We start from the raw sequence: 19,970 nt of genomic DNA on the forward strand, positions 1-19,970 counted from the left end.
AGGCCGCTGAGGTTCCGCCACCGGCACCGCCACGCAAAGCGACCACCACACCTTCCGCTGCGAGAAGGCTCAGAAGACGACGGTGCGTCCGCCGTGGACGAGCACGCGGTGCTCCAAGTGGTAGCGCAGGCCGCGGGCCAGGACGATCTTCTCGATGTCGCGTCCCTTGCGGACCATGTCGGCCACCGCGTCGCCGTGGTCGACGCGGGTCACGTCCTGCTCGATGATCGGTCCGGCGTCGAGTTCGGCGGTGACGTAGTGGCAGGTCGCGCCGACCAGCTTGACGCCGCGCTCGTGGGCCTGGTGGTAGGGGCGGGCACCGGCGAACGAGGGCAGGAAGCTGTGGTGGATGTTGATCGCCCGCCCGGACCACGCCGCGCACAGCTCCGGCGGCAGGACCTGCATGAACCGGGCGAGCACGATCGCGTCCGGGTCGTGCTCGTCGACCAGGCCGCGGACCTGCTCGAAGGCCGCCGCCTTGGACTCCGGGTCGGTGCCGAACGGCACGTGGTGGAACGGCACGCCGTGCGCCTCGGTGATCGGGCCGAGGCGCGGGTGGTTGCCGATCACCGCGCGCAGGTCGAGGTCGAGCTCCCCGGAGGAGACGCGGCCGAGCAGGTCGTGCAGGCAGTGACCGTCCTTGGACACCAGGAACACCGCGCGCGGCGACTCGCCGGTGTCGGACACCCGCCAGGAGCCGCCGAGCTCGTCGGCGACCGCGCCGAAGCGCTCCCGCAGCTCCTCGACGCCGAACGGCAGCGAGTCCGCCCGCACCACCTGGCGGGTGAAGAACCAGCCGGTGTCCGGGTCGGTGTGGTAGCCCGCCTCGACGATCCAGCCGCCGTGCTCGGCGAGGAAACCCGCGATGCGGGCGACGATGCCGGTGCGGTCCGGGCAGCCCAGGGTGAGGACGAAGCGGCGGTCGGGGTTGGTCACGACCCGGCATCCTCCCAGGTCGCGAGGGGCGCGCGCGGCCCGGGGCCGATGCTTGAGGTGTGGCTCACCGACCGGCGGCCAGGCCGGCGAGGGCGCGATCACCGGTGATCACCGCGCCGCTGGGCCGTCCCCACACCTGCCGGTAGAGCGCGTCGGCGGTGCCCGCGACGGTGGCGTCGACGTCCAGCGCCGCGTCGGTGACCTCGCCGACGGTCGGCCGCAACCCGGGCTGGTAGGCCACCGACCAGGTCCGACCAGCGTCGGCGGCGTGGTAGACGACCCGGCCCGAGCCGGTGCCCGCGGACCAGTCGCCCAGCGGCAGCAGCAGCGCGAGCATCTCGTCGATGCCGTCGGCGGCCAGGTCCGGCGTGAAGATCAGCTCGGGCGCGCTGGTGCGCGCGGCCTCGACGTCGAGCCGGTGCACGGCCGTCTCGTGCGCCATCCGCCGGGCCCAGCTCGTCGCCGAACCGTCCGGGAAGAACGCCCACACCGGGTCGCCCGCCGCGGTCGACAGCGCCTCGACGAGGTGGCGGAGCCGCTCGTCCTGCCAGGTCAGCGCCTCGTCGAAGTCCTCGGGCGGGCGCGGGGGGCTGGGCCGTTCGGCGGCCGGGTCGAGTTCGAGGGCCAGCCCGGCCATCGCGTACACCCGGCCCAGGTGCCGGACCAGCTTCCGCACGTCCCAGCCCGGGCAGGTCGGCACCGCGGCGTCCGGACCGGCCGCGACCGCGGCGGTGCGCAGCGCGGCGGCCTGCTCCCGCACGGCGTTGAGGTGGAATTCGCTCGCCATGCCCGGAGTCTAGGAGGCGCCGGCAAGGGGGCGCGGCTGATCGGCCTCGCGGATCGACATCAGGGGGCCACCGCGGACCAGTCCACGGTGAGCTCGCCGAGCCGCCAGCGCCGGTGCCGGTCGCGGACCGGCCAGCCCAGCGCGGCGAACCGGCGCACCGCCTCGGCCCACCGCGCGCGGGGGCCGAACGGGGCCAGCGGCGCCGCCTTCGCCCAGCAGTCGTCGAGCGCGGCGAGCAGCTCGTGCACCGGCTGGCCGTCGACGTTGCGGTGGATCAGCGTCTTGGGCAGCCGCTCCGCGAGGTCCGACGGGCGTTCCAGGTCGGCGGGCAGGCAGGACAGCGTGAAGGTGCGCGGGCCCTCCCGGTCGAGGGTCACCCAGCAGCAGCGCCTGCCGATCTCGTCGCAGGTGCCCTCCACGAGCAGGCCGTCCGGGGCGAGCCGCGCGCGCAGCTCGTCCCAGGTCCGCCACGCCTCCGGCTCGGTGTACTGGCGCAGCACGTTGAACGCCCGCACCAGCACCGGGCCGCGCGCCCCGGCGACCCCGGCGGCCAGCCCGGCCAGCTCGAAACCGCCGCGCCGGAACTCCAGCGCGGGCGGCTCGGCGACCCGCTTGCCCGCCGCCACCCGGTCCGGGTCGATCTCCAGGCCCACCACGCGCAGGTCCGGGCGGACCCGGCGCAGCCGCGACGCGAACTCCACCGTGGTCACCGGGGTGGCGCCGTAGCCGAGGTCGACCACCACCGGTTCCGCGGCGCGGCGCAGCGCGCCGGCCACCCACGGGGTGCCGGTGATCCAGCGGTCGACGCGGCGCAACCGGTTCGGGTTCGTCGTCCCACGGGTGGGCATCCCCAGCGCGCGGGCGCGACCGGCGGCCAGCCGGGGCGCCCGCTTCTTCGGCGCGGAGCTCATCCGCGGCGGGCGAGCCATTCGCCGGTGAACTGCTCCTCGGCCGCGAGCAGCTTCTGCACCTGGTCGGCGACGAGGTCTTCCAGCTTGCCGCCGACCAGCGGCACGCCCACCCGGACGGTTCCGGACACGACGAACTCGCTGACCTCGGTGCCCACCGGCTCGTCCAGGTCGCGCAGCCACATCGAACCCGCGATGGTGCACGGCGCCCCGGCGATCTCGGCGGCCACCTCGCCGGTGTAGTGCTCGTCGTCCTGCCGCCGCCACGACTCGCTGCGGTCGATGACCAGGTCGCCGCCGACCACCGAGCGGGCGAGCTGCGGCAGCGCGTCGGAGCGCACGCCGTGCCGGATCTGGTACCGCACCCCGCCGTCCGGAGTGGAGACGTGCTCCACCAGTTCGGCGTGCGCGCCGCCGAGGGTGCGCAGCCGGTCGGTGAGGTAGTCGACGTCGATCAACGCCTGGTGCACCGCGGACGCGCTCCATTCGGAGGTGCTGCGGTGCTCGATGCGGCGGGCCATGCCCGGGAGGTTACCGTTGGCCACTGTGAACCCCTCGACGTCCGGTGCTCGGGCCCAGCGCGGTGCCGCGCCGCTGCCCGGTGAGCACCCCGCCGCCGACGTGCCGCTGGCCGGTTGCACCACGCTGCGGCTGGGCGGTCCGGCGACGGGCCTGGTGGTCGCCGAGCGGCCCGACGAGCTCACCGCCGCGGTCTCGGCCGCGGACGCGGGCGGGCACCGGTTGCTCGTGCTCGGCGGCGGGTCGAACGTCGTCGTCTCCGACGCGGGATTCGCCGGGCACGTGGTGCGCATCGCCACCCGGGGGCGGCAGTACGACAGCGTCGGCGACGGCCTGGTGCAGCTCACCGCCGAGGCGGGCGAGGACTGGGACGAGGTGGTCGCCGACACCGTCCGGCAGGGGCTCGGCGGGCTGGAGTGCCTGTCCGGCATCCCGGGGCTGACCGGGGCGACGCCGGTGCAGAACGTCGGCGCCTACGGCGTGGAGGTCTCCGAGCTGCTGGTGTCGGTGGACCTGCTGGACCGGGCGACCGGCCGGGTGCGCACCGTCGCCGCCGCGGACCTGGGGCTGGTGTACCGGGGCAGCGTGCTCAAGGGCAGCGAGGCGGCCGTGGTGCTGCGGGCGCGGTTCCTGCTGCGCGACGGCGGGGAGTCGCACCCGATCCGCTACGCCGAGCTGGCCCGCGCGCTGGGCGTGGAACCGGGGGAGCGGGTCGGCGTGGCCGAGGCGCGGGAGGCGGTGCTCGCCCTGCGCCGGGGCAAGGGCATGGTGCTCGACCCGGCCGATCACGACACCTGGAGCGCGGGGTCGTTCTTCACCAACCCGCTGGTCCCGGCCGAGGACCTGCCCGGCGTGCTGACCCGGATCGAGGAGCGCGTCGGCGCCGACGTGCGCATCCCGCGCTACCCGGCGGAGGACGGCGCGACCAAGCTGTCCGCGGCGTGGCTGATCGAGCGGGCCGGGTTCGGCAAGGGCCACCCGGGGCCGGGCGGCCGGGTCGGACTGTCCACCAAGCACACCCTGGCGCTCACCAACCGGGGGACCGGCACGACGCGTGACCTGCTCCTTCTCGCGCGTGAAGTCCGCGACGGGGTGCGCGCGGCCTTCGGCGTGTCGCTGGCCCCGGAACCGGTTCTCGTGGACTGTGCCCTGTAGGAGCTGAGCCCGCCCCACCGGCCGTTGGGGTGACGCTTAGTGACGAACACATCACCCTGAGTGTTAAATGGTGTAGGTGGAGGGGGCCACCATGCTGAGCATCAGGGAACTTCGCGACCGCGCAGTCATCCGCCCCGTCAAGCGGGCGGTGGAGGACCAACTGCTCGACCTCCCCGGCGTCACCATCGTCGACATCGGGGAGAAGCTCCGCGCCGGACGCCGCACCGGTGAACAGGTCATCGTGGTGTCGGTCATGCGCAAGAAGCCCGCCGACGAGCTGCGCCCCGGCACCCGGATCCCGCACCACGTCCTCGGCATCCCGACCGACGTGGTCGAGGAGCAGCCCGTGCTGGAGCACATCCACCGCGGCTCGCAGGAGAACCTCGCGCCGCGGCTGCGCCGGCTGCGCGGGGGCGCGGTCGCCGGGGGCGCCGGGATCGCGCCGTACCGGGCCGCCTACCTCGTGCCGCCGGTGGTGCCGGTGCCCGGCAGCTACCGGCGGATCGGCACGCTCGGCGTGCTGGTCACGGCGAACGAACCGAGCGCGACCACGATGGGTCTGACCACGTTCGACGTCGCCTGCCTCGACGACGCCTGGGCGGTCGGGGACCGGATGGTCGATCCCGCGGGCGGCCGGGTGCACGCCGACCTGGCCCGCGCGGCGCTGTCCGGCCGGGTCGACGCCGCGGCGGTGACCATCGCGAGCAGGTTGGACACCTCGCACGTGGTCGGCGGGATCGGGCCGGTGACCGGGCACGCGGGCACCTACCCGGGCGAGCGGGTGCGCAAGTGCGGCTTCGGCACCGGGCTGACCCTCGGCGTGGTGACCTCGGTGGACGCCACGCTGCGCTTGGACCACGGCGACAGCCTGGGCATCCGGGTGCTGCGCGAGCAGATCAGGGTGGACACCTCGGGGCGGCGCTACTGCGGGCCGGGCGACTCCGGCGCGGCGGTGATCGACCCCGGCGGGCGGGTGATCGGGCTGCACGTCGCGGGCGGGCGGCGCGGTCGCGTCGGGTTCGCCTGCCCGATCGGCGGGGTGCTGGACGAACTCGACGTCGCCCTGCGCACCGCCGCCGAACTCGTCGGTCCCTGACCCGCCCACGTCACCCTTTCGGGAGCGGAGTGAGGGGCACCCTGTACCACGTCACGTGGTGCAGGGTGCCCCTCACTCACTTCACGATCGGGTGGAGCCCCTATGAGGTCCTTTCAGAATGCGGCGGAGCCGCATGCGGTGAGGCCGTCAACCGGCACCGCCGCGGGTTCTCCGCGGTCTGCTCGCGAGGACAGCGCCGACGCCGTGTACGTCGTTGGTACATCAGGAGGCGATCCCGCAGCGAGAAGGCCGCTGAGGTTCCGCCACCGGCACCGCCACGCAAGCCATTCTGAGAGCCCTCGGGCCAGGGTGCCCCTCCCCTGGTTCACCTGCGGTGGGCCCGGGTGGCGGAGTGCTGGTCGCGCGGCTTGACGACGATCCGGTCCAGGTTGACGTGCGCCGGGCGGGTCACCGCGAAGCCGATCACGTCGGCGACGTCCTCCCCGGTCAGCGGGGTTAGTCCCTGGTAGACCGCCGCGGCGCGCTCCTTGTCGCCGCCGAAGCGGACCTCGGAGAACTCCGTCTCGACCAGCCCCGGCACGACCTCGGTGAACCGCACCGGCTCGCCGAGGTGCTCGCCGCGCAGCGTCCGGTGCAGCGCCGACTGGGCGTGCTTGGCCGAGGTGTAGCCCGACCCGTTGTCGTAGACCTCGTCGGCCGCCACCGAGGTCACCGTCACCACGTGCCCGTCGCCGGACTCCACGAGCTTCGGCAGCAGTGCCCGGGTGAGGCGCAGGGTGCCGAGCACGTTGGTCTCCCACATCCAGCGCCAGTCGTCCTCGTCGGCCTCGACGACCTTCGCCAGCCCCTTCGCGCCACCGGCGTTGTTGACCAGCACGTCGCAGCGCGGCACCCGCTCGGCGAACGCGGTCACCGACTCCTGGTCGGTGACGTCCAGCGGCAGCGCGGTGCCGCCGACCTCCTCCGCCAGCGCGCTCAGCCGGTCGGTGCGGCGGGCGCCCAGCACCACGTGGAATCCCGCGTCGGCCAGCGTGCGCGCGGTCGCCGCGCCGATCCCCGCGCTCGCTCCGGTCACCACTGCCCATCGTTGCGTCTCGGTGCTCATGCCCCCGATCCTGCCGCAATCCGTGTGGGTGCATCGGCGTGGCTCGTCGGCTGCGGAACGCGCCGGTTCGGGACACGATCCGAGGAGGCGGTCGCGCCGAACCGGTCCCCGGAGATCGAGGCGCACCGCCGATCAGCGCTCATGGGGGTGGGCGCGGCGTTGCGGAGGGGGTCCGATGCGTGGCGCGAAGGTGTTCTGGGGGGCGCTGGCCGCTGGGCTGGCGATGGTCGCCGGGTGCGCGGCACCCGAGGCGGAGGTGCCGAGAGGCCCGGTCGCGCAGGTGCGGGCCGGACCGTCGGCAGGCGGTGCCGCGGAGGTCAGTCCCTCCGCGCCGATCACCGCCGAGGTGGTGCGGGGCCGCTTCGACCTGGTGACGCTGATGGGCTCGGACGGCAGCGCCGTCACCGGTCAGATCGCGCCCGACGGCCGGAGCTGGCAGGCGACCGAGCCGCTGGCCTACGACACGTCCTACACGTGGTCCGGCCAGGCGATCGGCTCCGACGGGAAGCTGGTGCCGGTCGGCGGCGCGTTCAGCACCGTCGCGCCGAAGCGGACGACGGGGGCCACGGTGAGCCCGACCGACGGCCAGCAGGTCGGCATCGCGATGCCGATCAGCGTGAAGTTCGACGAGCCGGTCCAGGACAAGGCCGCGGTGCAGCGCGCTCTGTCGGTGGAGACCTCGGTGCCGGTCGAAGGGGCGTGGGCCTGGCTGGCCGACGACGAGGCCCACTGGCGGCCCCGCGAGTACTGGCCCGCCGGGACGCAGGTGCAGGTGCACGCCCGGCTGTTCGGCGCGCACTTCGGCGGCGGCGTCTACGGCGAGGGCGACCTGCGGACGGAGTTCGAGATCGGCCGCGCGCAGATCGTCAAGGCCGACGTGGACAGCCACCAGCTCGTCGTGGAACGCGACGGGGAGCAGGTCGCCAGCTACCCGGCGAGCTACGGGCTGGCGTCCGACCCGGGCAGGCACACCGGAAACGGCACCTACGTCGTGATGGCGCGCGTCCCGCTGCAGCTCATGACCAACCCGAAGTACGGCTACTTCGACCTGCCGAAGAAGTGGGCGGTGCGGATCTCCAACCACGGCGAGTTCATCCACGAGAACCAGGCCAACGCCGCCGCGCTGGGCAGCTACAACAACTCGCACGGCTGCATCAACCTCAGCGCCGCCAACGCCAAGGAGTACTACGACAGCGCGCTGATCGGCGATCCGGTCGAGGTCACCGGCTCCGGGACGGACATGGAACCCGGGTACGCGATGTACGACTGGCTGCTCAGCTGGGAAGAGTGGACCGCCAAGTCGGCTGTGTGAGTTTTGGGTGTTGTGGTCCCGTTGCGTAGGGGTGCGGGTGGCGGAACCTCAGCGGCCTTCTCGCTCCGGGAGCCGCTTCTCATGTACAAGCGCGTACACAGCGTCGCGGCTGTCCTCGCGAGAAGACCGCTGAGAACCCGCGGCGGTGCCGGTTGATCAGGTGGGGCAAAGCGGAAGCGGCTCGCGCCGCTTGTCTGACGGTGGTTGCTGGTGGCGCCACCCGCACCGCCACGCAGGCCATTGGCGAAAGCAGGCCTCAGTTGTCAGGCATGGTGTTGAGGTGGTCTTCCAGGGCGTCCAGTCTGGTCGCCCACAGGCGGCGGTAGGGGTGCAGCCAGTCGTCGAGCGGACGTAGCGGGGTCGGCTCCAGGCGGTACCAGCGTTGCTGGGCCTGTCCGCGCACGGTGACCAGGCCGGAGCGCCGGAGCACGCCGAGGTGCTTCGACACCGTGGGTTGGGACAGCTCGAACCGGGCGCCGATGGCGCCGGCGGGCTGGTCGGCTTCCAGGAGCAGGTCGAGGATCCGGCGGCGGTGCTGTTCGGCGAGGACGCCGAACAGCTCTTGCTGCGCGTCGCTCACCCGAAGGCCTCCTCGTAGTGGTGCAGCAGCGCGCCCGCCGCGGCCTCATCGGCTTCGAGGCGGATGGCGGCGGGGTCGTCGCCGTCGAGCAGCGCGGTGAGCCGGTCGAGCCCGGAATGCCACCCGAGGGCGTTGAACGGCGCGAAGGACGGGTCGGGGAACAGGTTGGTGAAGGTGAGCAGGCACCCGCCGTCGCCGTCGGGCGCGAGCTCCCAGCGCAGCGTCTCGGCGCCCCAGGTGTACTCCAGCAGCCCAGGTGGGGCGGACCGGACGACCCGGCCCTTCTCGACGGGGGGCTGCTCGGGGCCGGGAGCCGGGACGAACTCGAGCTCGGCGCCTTCGCCCCGCAGGTCGAGCCGCGATCGCTCGTAGTCGAGGTACTGCGCGAACCAGCCGCGGAGGTGTTCCGGCTCGGTGAGGGCCCGCCAGACCTTCTCGGGCGGGTGGGCGAAGGAGCGCTCGAAGGTCAGCGCGCGGCGTCCGTCGGGGGCGTCGCCGAGGGTGCCGGTGTCCGGTGCGTGCATGCACGGCAATATAGCCGCTGGGAAATATGCGCACCAGCATTGGTGTGTGATGCGTGCCACGTGGTAGGGCGGGAGTCGCAGGTCGGAGGTGTGGCGGGGAGTAGCGTCGGGCCGTTGCCCGGCCGCGGTGCGGGAATGTTCGCGGGGCGCCGGGTGTAGGGACTTGTGGTGCGATCCGGGACCGGGTCGCCGACGGTCTGGCGATGGGCAGTAGATGACGACCTTGCGCTTGCGGCCGCGTCGTGCCGCGGTCTTCTCGTTGCACACCTCTCCGCTGGAGCAGCCCGGCACCGGCGACGCCGGCGGCATGAACGTCTACATCGCGCAGACCGCCCGGCGGCTCGCGGCGTTCGGCACCGAGGTCGAGATCTTCACCCGCAGCACCTCCTCGGACATCCCGCCGGTGGTCGAGCTGGCGCCCGGCGTGCTGGTCCGCAACGTCGTGGCCGGTCCCTTCGAAGGGCTGGACAAGCACGAACTGCCGTCGCAGCTCTGCGCGTTCGCGGCAGGTGCCCTGCGCGTCGAGGCCCGGCACGAACCCGGCTACTACGACGTCGTGCACTCGCACTACTGGCTGTCCGGCCAGGTCGGCTGGCTGGCGCGGGAACGCTGGGGCGTGCCGCTGGTGCACACCGCGCACACCCTGGCCAAGGTCAAGAACGCCGCGCTGGCCGAAGGCGACGAACCCGAACCGCGCAGCCGGGTCCTCGGCGAGGAGCAGGTCGTGGCCCAAGCCGACCGGCTGGTCGCCAACACCGCCGTCGAGGCGGCGGACCTGGTCGAGCGCTACGGGGCGGCCACCGACCAGGTCGTGACCATCCCGCCCGGCGTGGACCTGGAGCGCTTCACCCCCGGCGACCAGCTCGCCGCGCGGGCCGGGCTGGGGCTGCGCCCGGACGCGGTGGTGCTCGCGTTCGTCGGCCGCATCCAGCCGCTCAAGGCCCCGGACGTGCTGCTGCGGGCCACCGCCGCGCTGCTGGAACGGCACCCCGAGCTCCGCCGCGACCTGGTGGTGCTGATCGTCGGCGGCCCCTCCGGCAGCGGGCTGGAACGACCGGAGGCGCTGCACGAGCTCGCCGCCCGGCTCGGCATCACCGACGTGGTCCGCTTCCTGCCGCCGCAGGGCGGCGACGACCTCGCGCGGGTCTACCGGGCCGCCGACGTCGTCGCGGTGCCCAGCTACAACGAATCCTTCGGCCTGGTCGCGCTGGAAGCCCAGGCGTGCGGCACGCCGGTGGTCGCGGCCTCGGTCGGCGGGCTGCCCGTCGCCGTCGCCGACGGGGTGTCCGGCCTGCTGGTCCCCGGGCACGGCACCGAGCAGTGGGCCGAAGCGCTCGCCTCGGTCGCCACCCGGCCCCGGTGGCGCGCCGAACTGGCCGCGCACGCCACCGAGCACGCCGCGACGTTCTCGTGGGAGCGCACCACCGAAGCGTTGCTGGACACCTACGCCGAGGCCAAGCGCGCGTTCCACTCCCGGCTGCGGATCGAGGAGGCCACCGCATGACCGACCCCGCCGAGGTCATCGCGGCGGCGCTGGACGCCGCCGAACTGGACTACCAGGCCAAGGGCGACGGGCGCTTCTTCGTCACCCTGCCCGGCACCAAGAAGCTCCAGACGAACTGCTGGCTGATCGTCTCCGACCACGCCCTGCTGGTGGAGGCCTTCGTGTGCCGCCGCCCCGACGAGGCGCACGAAGAGGTCTACCGCTACCTGCTGCGCCGCAACGCCAAGCTCTACGGCGTCCACTACACCCTCGACGAGCAGGGCGACATCCACCTCGTCGGCCGGGTCTCGCGGGAGGCGGTGACCGCCGACGAGCTCGACACGCTGCTCGGGCAGGTCTTGGAGGCCGCCGACGGGGACTTCAACACGTTGCTGGAACTGGGCTTCCGGACGGCCATCAGGCGGGAGTGGGGCTGGCGGGAAGCCCGCGGGGAGTCGTTGGCCAACCTGCGCCCCTTCCGGAAGCTGGTCGAGGCCGAAGGCCCCCTCTTCCCGGAGAACTGACCCCGACCGCGCACCACCTCGACGCCGTGACGAGGCTGCGCACCGAGCTGCTCGTTCGGGTGAGGGTTTCAGGTGAGGGGCACCCTTGTCCCAGTTACTTGGGCAAGGGTGCCCCTCACTCATCTCCCCATCGGGTGAACGTGCTCGTGTGCAACCGGGGGCGGGGGTCGCGCCGTCGTCGTCGTTGATCGCGATGACGAGGAGTGGGGCATGGGTGCAGGCCGGGTCGCCGGGTTGGTGCTGGCGGGGGCGTTGTTGGTCGGGTGCTCCTCCGGTGGGGTGGTGGACACCGTGGGGCGGGCCGGGTCGGCGCCCGACGGGGTGGCGCCCGCCGAGGTGGCCGACGCGGAGCGGCGGGTGGTCCGCAGCGCCGAGCTGGAGCTGGCGGTGGACGATCCGGCCGGGACCGCCGGGGCGGTGCGCCGCGCCGGGGAGCGGTCCGGCGGGCACCTCGCGCGGGAGCGCGGGGACGCCGACCGCGTGCGGTTGTCGCTGCGGGTCCCGGCCGAGCGGCTGGACGCGGTGCTGGCGGAGCTGTCCGGGCTGGGACGGGTGCTCTCGCGCTCCACCAGCGCCGAGGACGTCACCGAGCAGGTGGTCGACACCGGCAGCCGGATCGAATCGCAGCGGGCCAGCGTGCGCCGGCTGCGCGAGCTGCTGGACCGGGCGACGACGGTGGCCGAGGTGGTCCAGGTCGAGGCCGAGCTGACCGAGCGGGAGACCGAGCTGGAGGCGCTGGAGCGGCGGCGGGCGGCGTTGGCGGACCGGGTGGCGATGGCGGAGGTCGACGTGGTGCTGGAGCGGTCGGCGGCGCGCGGCGCCGGATTCCTGGCGGGGGTCACCACCGGGCTGCACTCGCTGGGCGGAGCGGGGTCGCTGCTGCTCACCTGGTTCGGCGTGGCGCTGCCCTACGTCGCGCTGCTCGCGCTGCCCGCGGCCGCGGGCGTGCTCCTGGTGCGGCGCAGGCGCCGGGCCAGCACACCCCCGCTCGGATGACCGCCGTTCCCAGGTGAGGGCACCCCGGTACTGCTTTCGCCGATGATCTGCGTGGCGGTGCGGGTGGCGGAACCTCAGCGGTCCCCTCGCTGCGCCGATCGCCTCCTGATGCACCCACGACGTACCCGGCGTCGGCGCTGTCCTCGCGAGAAGCCCGCTGAGCGGTCACGTCCGAGCACGGGCCGCGGTGCCGGTTGACGGCCACCCCCGCATGCGGCTCCGCCGCATCCTGAAATGACCCCTCGCTCGGGCAAGGGTGCCCCTCACTCAGCACGCTTCCGGGTGAGGCGACGGGGCCTGAGCGGCGGCGGGGCGGGGGTCCGGGTGGACCCGCGCGGGGCGGCTCGGGAGAGAGGGGGAGTCGCGAATCGAGCCGCCCCGCGTGGGGTTCCGCCTGCTGGGCTGTCGGGCGGGGGGCACCCGGCGGCCCGGCGGGGGCGCGGTCCCTATGGGGGATGTGGACCGCGCCGGTGCCCTCGTCCCGATCGGGGAGTGCGTGGGAGCCGATCAAGATGAGAGCTCCGACAACTTCGCAGAGTCGCGAAGCGGCCACAAGGCCGCCACATTGGTCCATCAGTGTGATGTTGGCCTCAAAAGGTAACTCGCGGGAACCTAGCTCTGCGTGTTCGCCTCGGAACGGTGACGCCCGCCACTTCCGTGTCACGGTGGCGCGGTGATCAGGTAACTCTCGGATGACGGTGCCAACGGGACGGCCGTGCCGCCGCCGCGGTCCTGCGCTCCCCGTCACCTCGCGCCGCGCCGGGAACGGCTCGATCTATAGCCTGGAACGATGACTGCGACGCTGGTGCTGCTGCGGCACGGAGAGAGCACGTGGAACGCCGAGAACCTGTTCACCGGCTGGGTGGACGTCCCGCTGTCCGAGAAGGGCGAGCTGGAGGCCAAGCGCGGCGGTGAGCTGCTGCGCGAGTCCGGGGTGCTCCCGGACGTGCTGCACACCTCGCTGCTGCGCCGCGCCATCGCCACCGCGAACATCGCCCTGGACGCCGCCGACCGGCACTGGATCGCGGTGCGGCGGGACTGGCGCCTCAACGAGCGCCACTACGGCGCCCTCCAGGGCAAGAACAAGAAGCAGACCCTGGAGACCTACGGCGAGGAGCAGTACATGCTCTGGCGCCGCTCCTACGACACCCCGCCGCCGCGGATCGAGCCGGGCTCCGAGTTCAGCCAGGACGCCGACGTGCGCTACGCCGGGCTGGGCGCGGAGATGCCGCTGACCGAGTGCCTGAAGGACGTCGTGGTCCGGCTGCTGCCGTACTGGGAGTCGGCGATCGTGCCGGACCTGCGCGCCGGGAAGGTGGTGGCCGTCGCCGCGCACGGCAACTCGCTGCGCGCCCTGGTCAAGCACCTGGACGGGATCTCCGACGCCGACATCGCCGGGCTCAACATCCCCACCGGCATCCCGCTGCGCTACGACCTCGACGCGGACCTCAAGCCGGTGAACCCGGGCGGGACCTACCTGGACCCGGACGCGGCGGAGGCCGCGGCCGCCGCGGTGGCCAACCAGGGCCGCTGAGCACGCCGGGTCGCCCGCCGCGCGGCGGGCGACCCGGATGAACCGACCGCCAGCGCGGGGTGTCGCGGAGGTGAATCGGCACCGGATTCATGTCGCGGGCATCACGGAACGGCCGCGCGGACTGGCATACCCCCACGGGGCCCTGCTTACGATGCGAACGTGACCGCATTGGGCTACACCGCCCTGATCTTCGTCGCGCTGCTCGTCGGCGCGACCGGCGGCATCGTCGGCACTCGCGCGACCCAGCGCTACCGCCGCGCCCAGGTGACCGGGCCCACCGTGGCGGAGCTGCTCCAGCGGCTCGTCCACACCGGTCGGGGCGGCATCGTCGTGCTCAACCGCTTCGGCGACGTCGTGCTGCACAACCCCCGGGCCGACGAGCTCGGGCTGATCCGCGACCACCGGGCCGATCCCCGGGCGCGGCACGCCGCCGACGAGGTGCTGACCACCGGCGAACCGGTGCCGGTGGACCTCTCGCCGCTGGAGCGCACGCTGCGCGGCCGGGGCCCGGCGGCGGTGCTCGGCGAGGTCCGCCCGCTGGGTGACGGCTTCACCGTGATCGACGCGGGCGACGAGTCCGACGCCGTGCGGTTGGAGGCCACCCGGCGCGACTTCGTGGCCAACGTCAGCCACGAGCTCAAGACCCCGGTCGGCGCGCTGGCGCTGCTGGCCGAGGCGGTGCTCGACGCGGCCGAGGACCCCGAGGAGGTCCGCCGCTTCTCCACCAAGATCCTGCACGAGTCCACCCGGCTGGGCACCCTGGTCTCGGAGCTGATCGCGCTGTCCCGGTTGCAGGGCGCCGAGCGGATGCCGGACCTGACCACCCTGGAGGTGGACGAGGTGGTGGACGAGGCGCTGGGCCGCAGCCAGCTCGCCGCCGAGTCCGCCGAGACCGAGATCGCCGTCGACGGCCCCTCCGGCTACTTGCTCGACGGGGACCGGACGCTGCTGGTCACCGCGCTGAGCAACCTCATCGACAACGCCCTGTCCTACTCGCCGCCCGGCAGCCCGGTGTCCATCAGCAGGCGGCTGGCGGGCGACCACGTCGAGATCGCGGTCACCGACCGGGGCATCGGCATCGAACCGGAGCACCACGAGCGCGTCTTCGAGCGCTTCTTCCGGGTCGATCCGGCGCGCTCCCGGGCGACCGGGGGAACCGGGCTGGGGCTGGCCATCGTCAAGCACGTCGCCGCCAACCACGGCGGCGAGGTGAAGCTGTGGAGCAGTCCGGGGACCGGCTCCACCTTCACCCTCCGGATCCCGAAGCACGGGGCCGGAGCGGTCGAGGAGGCCGAGGCCGAGGGGCCGGGGCCGGACGCCCCGGCGGCGGCCCGACCGATGACCGAGGATGCCGACGGGAAGACCACCGTCGAAACGGGAGGAGTCCGGTGACCAGGGTGCTGATCGTCGAGGACGAGGAGTCCTTCGCCGACCCGCTTGCCTTCCTGCTCCGCAAGGAGGGGTTCACCGCGGCCGTCGCCGCCGACGGCCAGGAGGCGCTGGAGGAGTTCGACCGCAACGGCGCGGACATCGTGCTGCTCGACCTGATGCTGCCGGGGATGAGCGGCACCGACGTGTGCAAGCAGCTCCGCCAGCGCTCCGCGGTGCCGGTGATCATGGTGACCGCGCGGGACAGCGAGATCGACAAGGTGGTGGGCCTGGAGCTCGGCGCCGACGACTACGTCACCAAGCCGTACTCGGCGCGGGAGCTGATCGCCCGGGTGCGCGCGGTGCTGCGCCGGCGCGGCGAGTCCGAGGAAGTGCAGCCGCAGGTGCTCGAAGCCGGGCCGGTGCGGATGGACGTGGAGCGGCACGTGGTGACGGTCTCCGGCGCGGAGATCGGGCTGCCGCTCAAGGAGTTTGACCTGCTGGAGTACCTGCTGCGCAACGTGGGCCGGGTGCTGACCAGGGCGCAGCTCATCGACCGGGTGTGGGGCGCGGACTACGTCGGCGACACCAAGACCCTCGACGTGCACGTCAAGCGGCTGCGCTCCAAGATCGAGCCCGACCCGGCGGACCCGAAGTTCCTGCTCACGGTCCGTGGCCTCGGGTACAAGCTCGAAGCGTCGTGAGATTCCCCGCGTAACGCTGTTTCGGCCAGCTCGCCCCCGGTCGTGGTGCGAGTGGCCCGGGTGGCGTCCCGCTGCCGGAAACGCCTGCTCCGGGCGGCGTCGAGCGCCGGGCGCCCGCGGCGGGGACGGGGCCGAACCGGACGTACCGGGCGGGGCCCGATGAGGTGGGCGCCACGCCGCCGCCCCCACCGGGCCCCGGCGGTCACTCGCAGCCGGTAATTTGTCGGTCATGCGCCTAGGGGTGCTCGACGTCGGCTCCAACACCGTCCACCTCCTCGTGGTGGACGCGCACCGCGGTGCCCACCCGACGCCGATGACGTCAGACAAGACCGTCCTGCGGTTGGCCGAGCGGATCAGCTCCCACCGCGGCCGGTTGGCGCCCGACGACGCCGAGGAGCTGGTCGGGGCGGTCGCCGCCGCCCGCGAGGCGGCGGTCGAGGCCGGGTGCGAGGAGCTGATGGCCTTCGCGACCTCGGCGATCCGGGAGGCCGACAACGCCGCCGAGGTGCTCGCGCTGGTCGCCGACCGGACTGGTGTGGAGCTGCGGGTGCTCACCGGCGAGGACGAGGCGCGCTGGACCTTCCTGGCCGCGCGCCGCTGGTACGGCTGGTCGGCCGGTGACCTGCTGCTGCTCGACATCGGCGGCGGCTCCCTGGAGATGGCCGTCGGCGTGGACGAGCAGCCCGACCTCGCGGCGTCGGTGCCGCTGGGCGCCGGACGCGTCGCCCGTACGATGCTGCACGACCCGCCGAAGCGGGACGAGGTGAAGCGGCTGCGCGAGCGGCTCGCCGACGAGCTCGCCGGGACCGCCCAGCGGTTCCGCGAGCGGGGTGCGCCGGACCGCGCCGTGGCCACGTCGAAGACCTTCCGGACGCTGGCCCGGTTGACCGGCTCCGCGCCCGCGTCGGCAGGTCTCCGCGTGCGGCGGACCCTCACCGACACCGGGCTGCGCCAACTGCTGGCGTTCATCACCCGGATGTCGGCGAAGGACCTGGCCCAGCTCGACGGCGTCAGCTCGGCCCGGGCGCACCAGCTCGTCGGGGGCGCGCTGGTGGCCGAGGCGGCGATGGCGGCGCTCGGGGTGAGCGAACTCGACATCTGCCCGTGGGCACTGCGCGAGGGCGTCATCCTGCGCCGGCTGGACCGCACCAACGGAGACACTCACACCGCCCTCCGCGCCGCGGCCGGGCTCGGGCTCGGCGCACCGGCCGCCGCAGCAGGGCAGGCCGGTACTGGACGGAAGGCCGACCACGGGGCACGGTGGAAGCGATGAGTCGGGACAGCGGGGGCGACCAGCCCACCCAGCGCACCGTTGCGGAGTTGCTGGCCGAGTACGGCAACAGCAACAAGGGGGGCAGCCGTCGACGCCGCAGGCGGGCGGAGGACCCCACCGAAACGGCTCCGCAGGCGATCATCGACCGGGTGCTGTCGGACAGCGGCCAGATGCGCGCGGTGGACGCCGAGGCCGAGCCGCCGCAGCGGCGCAGCCACCGGCCCGGCGCCGCGCCGACGCCGCCGGTGCCGCCCACCCCGAAGAACACCGCGGGGGCCCCGGCGCCCGCCGAGCCCGGCGCGCCCCAGCCCGCCGGTCCCCAGCCCGGCGCGCCGGAGGCCGGTGGACCGCAGCAGTCGGCCCCCGCCCAGCCGTCCGGTGCGCCCCCGGCGGGCGGACCCCAGGCTGGTGGACCCCAGTCCGGCGGGGAGCAGCCGCCCACGCAGCAGACCCCGGTCCCGCCGACCGCCGAACCGGCCCAGGCCGAGGACGACGAGGCGGCGCCGGGATCGGCGAACTACTGGGCCCAGCGCTTCGCCGCGGCGGGCCAGGGCCCCGCCGCTCCGGCCGCGCAGTCGGCCCCGGCCCCGCAGTCGGCCCCGGCGGAGAGCGACGCCGAGGCGACCCTCCAGCAGCCCGCGCTGCCCCGGCGGCCCTCGCCGCACCCGGCCCCGCCCGCGCCGCCGAAGCCGGCGCCGCCGGTGGAAGGCGCCACCGAGCAGCTGCCGAAGGTCCAGGCCGAGGAGGTGGCCGCCGCCGACGAGGAGGGCACCGCGGTCCTCGCCTACCCGCCGCCGCCCGCGCCCGCCGAGGAGCAGGAGAAGGACCCGTACGACTTCGACTCCTACGACGAGGACTTCGACCCGTACGACGAGGCCGACGACGAGTACGAGTCCTACGGCACCCGCCGCGAGTCCGAGGGCGAGCGCTACGACGACTACGACGACGAGCTGCCCGCCGGGCTCGACTCCGAGGACTACCGCGCCGGGGACGACGAGCCGGAGGAGGAGCCGTCCGCGGGCAAGGAGTGGGCCACCCTGGCCGTCCAGTGCGTCGCGGGCCTGCTCGGCGGTGGTCTGGTGTGGCTGGGCTTCCGCTGGCTGTGGATCAACGTGGCGCTGGCCGCGCTGGTCGCCGCGCTGGTGATCACCGGCTGCCTGGTGTTCATCGCCCGGAAGTTCCTGCGCAGCGACGACCTGCAGACGATCCTGCTGGCGGTGCTGGTGGGGCTGGTGTGCACGGTCTCGCCCGCCGCCCTGCTGCTGATCGGGCACTAGCCACGTCGCCGACGGACCGCTGGATCGGTACCGCATCGCGACCTCGCGTGAGCCCTCCGTCATGCTGGGCGGGTCATGACCGCGCAACAGCCTGAACCGCACCGCCAGTCCGCCGAGCGCATCCCGGTCGGCCTGTCCAGCGCATCGGTGTGGCCCCAACCTGCCTCCGCGGCCTTCGAGATGGCCGCCGAACTCGGCTTCGACGGGGTCGAGGTGATGGTCTGGGCGGACGCCGTCAGCCAGGACGTCGCGGCGCTGGAGCGGCTCTCCGAGCAGTACGACGTGCCGATCCTCGCGGTGCACGCGCCGTGCCTGCTGATCACCCAGCGGGTGTGGTCGCCGGAACCCGAGGAGCGGCTGCGGCGTGCGGTGGTCGCCGCGAGCGAGCTCGGCGCCCGCACCGTCGTGGTGCACCCGCCGTTCCGCTGGCAGCGCCGCTACGCCGAGATGTTCTCCGAGCTGGTCACCGAGCTGGAGGAGACCAGCGGGATCGACGTCGCGGTGGAGAACATGTTCCCGCTGCGCCCGCCCAACAGCTGGAACCGCATCCGGGGCGGCGGGCGCTCCGGCGGCGCGCCGACGTTCAACGGGCTCTCGGCGTTCAAGCCCTCGCCCGACCCGACCGAGGTCGGCCACGCCCACTACACCCTGGACGTCTCGCACGCGGCGGCGGCGCACGTCGACGCGCTGGCGCTGCTCAAGCGGATGAACAGCGGGCTCGCCCACGTCCACCTCGCCGACGGCACCGGGGCGTCCCGGGACGAGCACCTGGTGCCGGGGCAGGGCAAGCAACCGTGCGCCGAGGTGTGCGAGGCGCTGGCCGCCGACGACTACCGGGGCTCGGTGGTGCTGGAGGTCAACACCCGCAAGGCCCGCGGGCCCCAGCAGCGCGCCGAGATGCTCGCGGAATCGTTGCTGTTCGCCCGGCTGCACCTGGAACGGCCGCGGGGAGGATGATCAACTTCTGCGGGGGTTCACTAGAATAGGTGAAATGAACCCGGTGCACCTCGAACTGCGGGACCCGCGGTGAGCGAGGCCCCCGACCACTTCTCCGCGGCCAGCGCGGTCCGGCCGCTCGGCGACGGCAGCTACGTCGCCCACCTGCATCCCCACTGGGCGATCGGGGACAAGCCGCACGGCGGCTACCTGCTCGCGGTGCTGGCCAGAGCGGCCGCCGAGCGCGCCGGGCGGGCACCGCTGACGATCAGCGCGCACTTCCTCAGCGCGCCCCGGGTCGGACCGGTGCTGATCCGCACCGAACTCCTCAAGTCCGGACGCACCGTCACCGCGCTGCGCGCCGTCCTGGAGCAGAGCGGGCGAACCTGCGTCGACGCCACCGTCGCCCTCGGCGACCTGCCCACCGACGAACCCGCCTGGTCGGACGTGCCGGACATGCCGGTCAACCCCCCGTCCGGTGCCCTCGACCTCGGCACCAGCGAAGCCCGCAAGTTCTTCTCGCTGTCCCGCGTCTGCGATGTCCGGCTGGACCCCGCCGACGCCCACTTCGTGCACGGCGGCACCGGAGCGCCCCGGCTGCGGCTGTGGGTCAAGCCCCGCGCCGAGCAGCCCGACCTCTTCTTCGGCCTCACCGCGGGCGACATCACCGTGCCGGTCACCTTCAACCTGGGCCGCCGCGGCTGGGCGCCGACCGTGCAGCTCACCGCGCTGATGCGGGCCGAACCCGCGAACGGGTGGCTGCGGCTGGTGGTGAACTGCGCCGCCGTGCACGGGGCGTGGTTCGACGAGGACGTCACGGTGGTGGACTCGGTGGGACGGCTGATCTGCCAGTCCCGCCAGCTCGCCCTCTCCGCAGGGTGACCCTGATCCAGGTGAGGGGCACCCTTGCCCAAGTAACTTGGACAAGGGGGCCCCTCACCTGGCTCCCCAACGGGTGAACGACTCCAGCGCACCCGGGTGATCTCGTGGTG

General features: G+C 73.7%; 20 protein-coding genes. 13 read left to right on the forward strand and 7 right to left on the reverse strand.

The features are described from left to right. Positions 1-69: 69 nt before the first annotated feature. From purU to ABD976_RS03815, 4 genes are all read right to left on the reverse strand, one after another. On the reverse strand, positions 70-936 hold the full coding sequence (purU, locus tag ABD976_RS03800) for a formyltetrahydrofolate deformylase (RefSeq protein WP_345357152.1): 867 nt from the start codon (positions 934-936) through the stop codon (positions 70-72). A 64-nt stretch (positions 937-1,000) separates the two neighbouring features. Continuing rightward, complete coding sequence (locus tag ABD976_RS03805) at positions 1,001-1,723, reverse strand: maleylpyruvate isomerase family mycothiol-dependent enzyme (RefSeq protein WP_345357155.1); 723 nt, start codon at positions 1,721-1,723, stop codon at positions 1,001-1,003. 59 nt (positions 1,724-1,782) lie between these two features. Continuing rightward, positions 1,783-2,634, reverse strand: a complete 852-nt coding sequence (locus ABD976_RS03810; RefSeq protein WP_345357158.1) for a class I SAM-dependent methyltransferase — start codon at positions 2,632-2,634, stop codon at positions 1,783-1,785. After that, positions 2,631-3,152, reverse strand: a complete 522-nt coding sequence (locus ABD976_RS03815) for a DUF2505 domain-containing protein (protein ID WP_345357161.1) — start codon at positions 3,150-3,152, stop codon at positions 2,631-2,633. The genes ABD976_RS03810 and ABD976_RS03815 overlap by 4 nt, the downstream gene beginning before the upstream one ends. Between ABD976_RS03815 and ABD976_RS03820 the strand changes: the two genes are divergently transcribed. Together ABD976_RS03820 and ABD976_RS03825 are read left to right on the forward strand one after the other, a co-directional pair. Beyond that, a complete protein-coding gene (locus ABD976_RS03820; RefSeq protein ID WP_369775101.1) occupies positions 3,139-4,305 on the forward strand; it encodes a UDP-N-acetylmuramate dehydrogenase in 1,167 nt (388 codons plus the stop codon). The genes ABD976_RS03815 and ABD976_RS03820 overlap by 14 nt on opposite strands. A 91-nt stretch (positions 4,306-4,396) precedes the next feature. Next, positions 4,397-5,401, forward strand: coding sequence for a chymotrypsin family serine protease (locus ABD976_RS03825; RefSeq protein WP_345357167.1), 1,005 nt, complete (start codon positions 4,397-4,399; stop codon positions 5,399-5,401). Between the two features lie 325 nt (positions 5,402-5,726). Here ABD976_RS03825 and ABD976_RS03830 read toward each other — a convergent pair whose 3' ends face one another. After that, positions 5,727-6,467 carry an SDR family NAD(P)-dependent oxidoreductase gene (locus ABD976_RS03830; protein WP_345357170.1) on the reverse strand — a complete coding sequence of 247 codons (741 nt, stop codon included), beginning with the start codon at positions 6,465-6,467 and terminating at the stop codon, positions 5,727-5,729. Positions 6,468-6,642: 175 nt separating this feature from the next. On the opposite strand from ABD976_RS03830, the gene ABD976_RS03835 reads away from it, so the two are divergent. Next, positions 6,643-7,779, forward strand: a complete 1,137-nt coding sequence (locus ABD976_RS03835) for a L,D-transpeptidase (protein ID WP_345357174.1) — start codon at positions 6,643-6,645, stop codon at positions 7,777-7,779. Between the two features lie 256 nt (positions 7,780-8,035). Here ABD976_RS03835 and ABD976_RS03840 read toward each other — a convergent pair whose 3' ends face one another. Then, positions 8,036-8,359 carry an ArsR/SmtB family transcription factor gene (locus ABD976_RS03840; RefSeq protein ID WP_345357177.1) on the reverse strand — a complete coding sequence of 108 codons (324 nt, stop codon included), beginning with the start codon at positions 8,357-8,359 and terminating at the stop codon, positions 8,036-8,038. Beyond that, positions 8,356-8,883: an SRPBCC family protein gene (locus ABD976_RS03845; RefSeq protein WP_345357180.1), complete on the reverse strand. Its 528-nt coding sequence runs from the start codon at positions 8,881-8,883 to the stop codon at positions 8,356-8,358. Before ABD976_RS03845 ends, ABD976_RS03840 begins: the two co-directional genes overlap by 4 nt. Positions 8,884-9,097: 214 nt before the next feature. On the opposite strand from ABD976_RS03845, the gene mshA reads away from it, so the two are divergent. The 10 genes from mshA to ABD976_RS03895 all read left to right on the forward strand — a co-directional run bounded on the left by mshA (position 9,098) and on the right by ABD976_RS03895 (position 19,860). Continuing rightward, a complete protein-coding gene (gene mshA, locus ABD976_RS03850; RefSeq protein WP_345357183.1) occupies positions 9,098-10,387 on the forward strand; it encodes a D-inositol-3-phosphate glycosyltransferase in 1,290 nt (429 codons plus the stop codon). Beyond that, positions 10,384-10,890, forward strand: coding sequence for a type III secretion system chaperone family protein (locus tag ABD976_RS03855; protein WP_345357186.1), 507 nt, complete (start codon positions 10,384-10,386; stop codon positions 10,888-10,890). The genes mshA and ABD976_RS03855 overlap by 4 nt, the downstream gene beginning before the upstream one ends. Positions 10,891-11,100: 210 nt before the next feature. After that, complete coding sequence (locus tag ABD976_RS03860; protein WP_345357189.1) at positions 11,101-11,886, forward strand: DUF4349 domain-containing protein; 786 nt, start codon at positions 11,101-11,103, stop codon at positions 11,884-11,886. 790 nt (positions 11,887-12,676) lie between these two features. Further along, on the forward strand, positions 12,677-13,420 hold the full coding sequence (locus tag ABD976_RS03865) for a phosphoglyceromutase (protein ID WP_345357192.1): 744 nt from the start codon (positions 12,677-12,679) through the stop codon (positions 13,418-13,420). A 159-nt stretch (positions 13,421-13,579) separates the two neighbouring features. Next, a complete protein-coding gene (locus tag ABD976_RS03870) occupies positions 13,580-14,812 on the forward strand; it encodes a sensor histidine kinase (RefSeq protein ID WP_369775104.1) in 1,233 nt (410 codons plus the stop codon). Then, positions 14,809-15,492, forward strand: coding sequence for a response regulator (locus ABD976_RS03875; RefSeq protein ID WP_345357195.1), 684 nt, complete (start codon positions 14,809-14,811; stop codon positions 15,490-15,492). Before ABD976_RS03870 ends, ABD976_RS03875 begins: the two co-directional genes overlap by 4 nt. A gap of 229 nt (positions 15,493-15,721) precedes the next feature. Continuing rightward, positions 15,722-16,765: a Ppx/GppA family phosphatase gene (locus ABD976_RS03880; RefSeq protein ID WP_345357198.1), complete on the forward strand. Its 1,044-nt coding sequence runs from the start codon at positions 15,722-15,724 to the stop codon at positions 16,763-16,765. Beyond that, complete coding sequence (locus ABD976_RS03885) at positions 16,762-18,042, forward strand: hypothetical protein (RefSeq protein ID WP_345357201.1); 1,281 nt, start codon at positions 16,762-16,764, stop codon at positions 18,040-18,042. The genes ABD976_RS03880 and ABD976_RS03885 overlap by 4 nt, the downstream gene beginning before the upstream one ends. 75 nt (positions 18,043-18,117) lie before the next feature. After that, complete coding sequence (locus ABD976_RS03890; protein ID WP_345357204.1) at positions 18,118-18,999, forward strand: sugar phosphate isomerase/epimerase family protein; 882 nt, start codon at positions 18,118-18,120, stop codon at positions 18,997-18,999. A gap of 69 nt (positions 19,000-19,068) precedes the next feature. Further along, entirely contained in the window at positions 19,069-19,860 is a 792-nt protein-coding gene (locus ABD976_RS03895; RefSeq protein ID WP_345357207.1) for a thioesterase family protein, read from the forward strand. The last annotated feature ends 110 nt before the right edge of the window (positions 19,861-19,970 follow it).

It is taken from the genome of Saccharopolyspora cebuensis (genome assembly GCF_039542665.1).
GTDB classification, from domain to species: Bacteria; Actinomycetota; Actinomycetes; order Mycobacteriales; family Pseudonocardiaceae; genus Saccharopolyspora; species Saccharopolyspora cebuensis.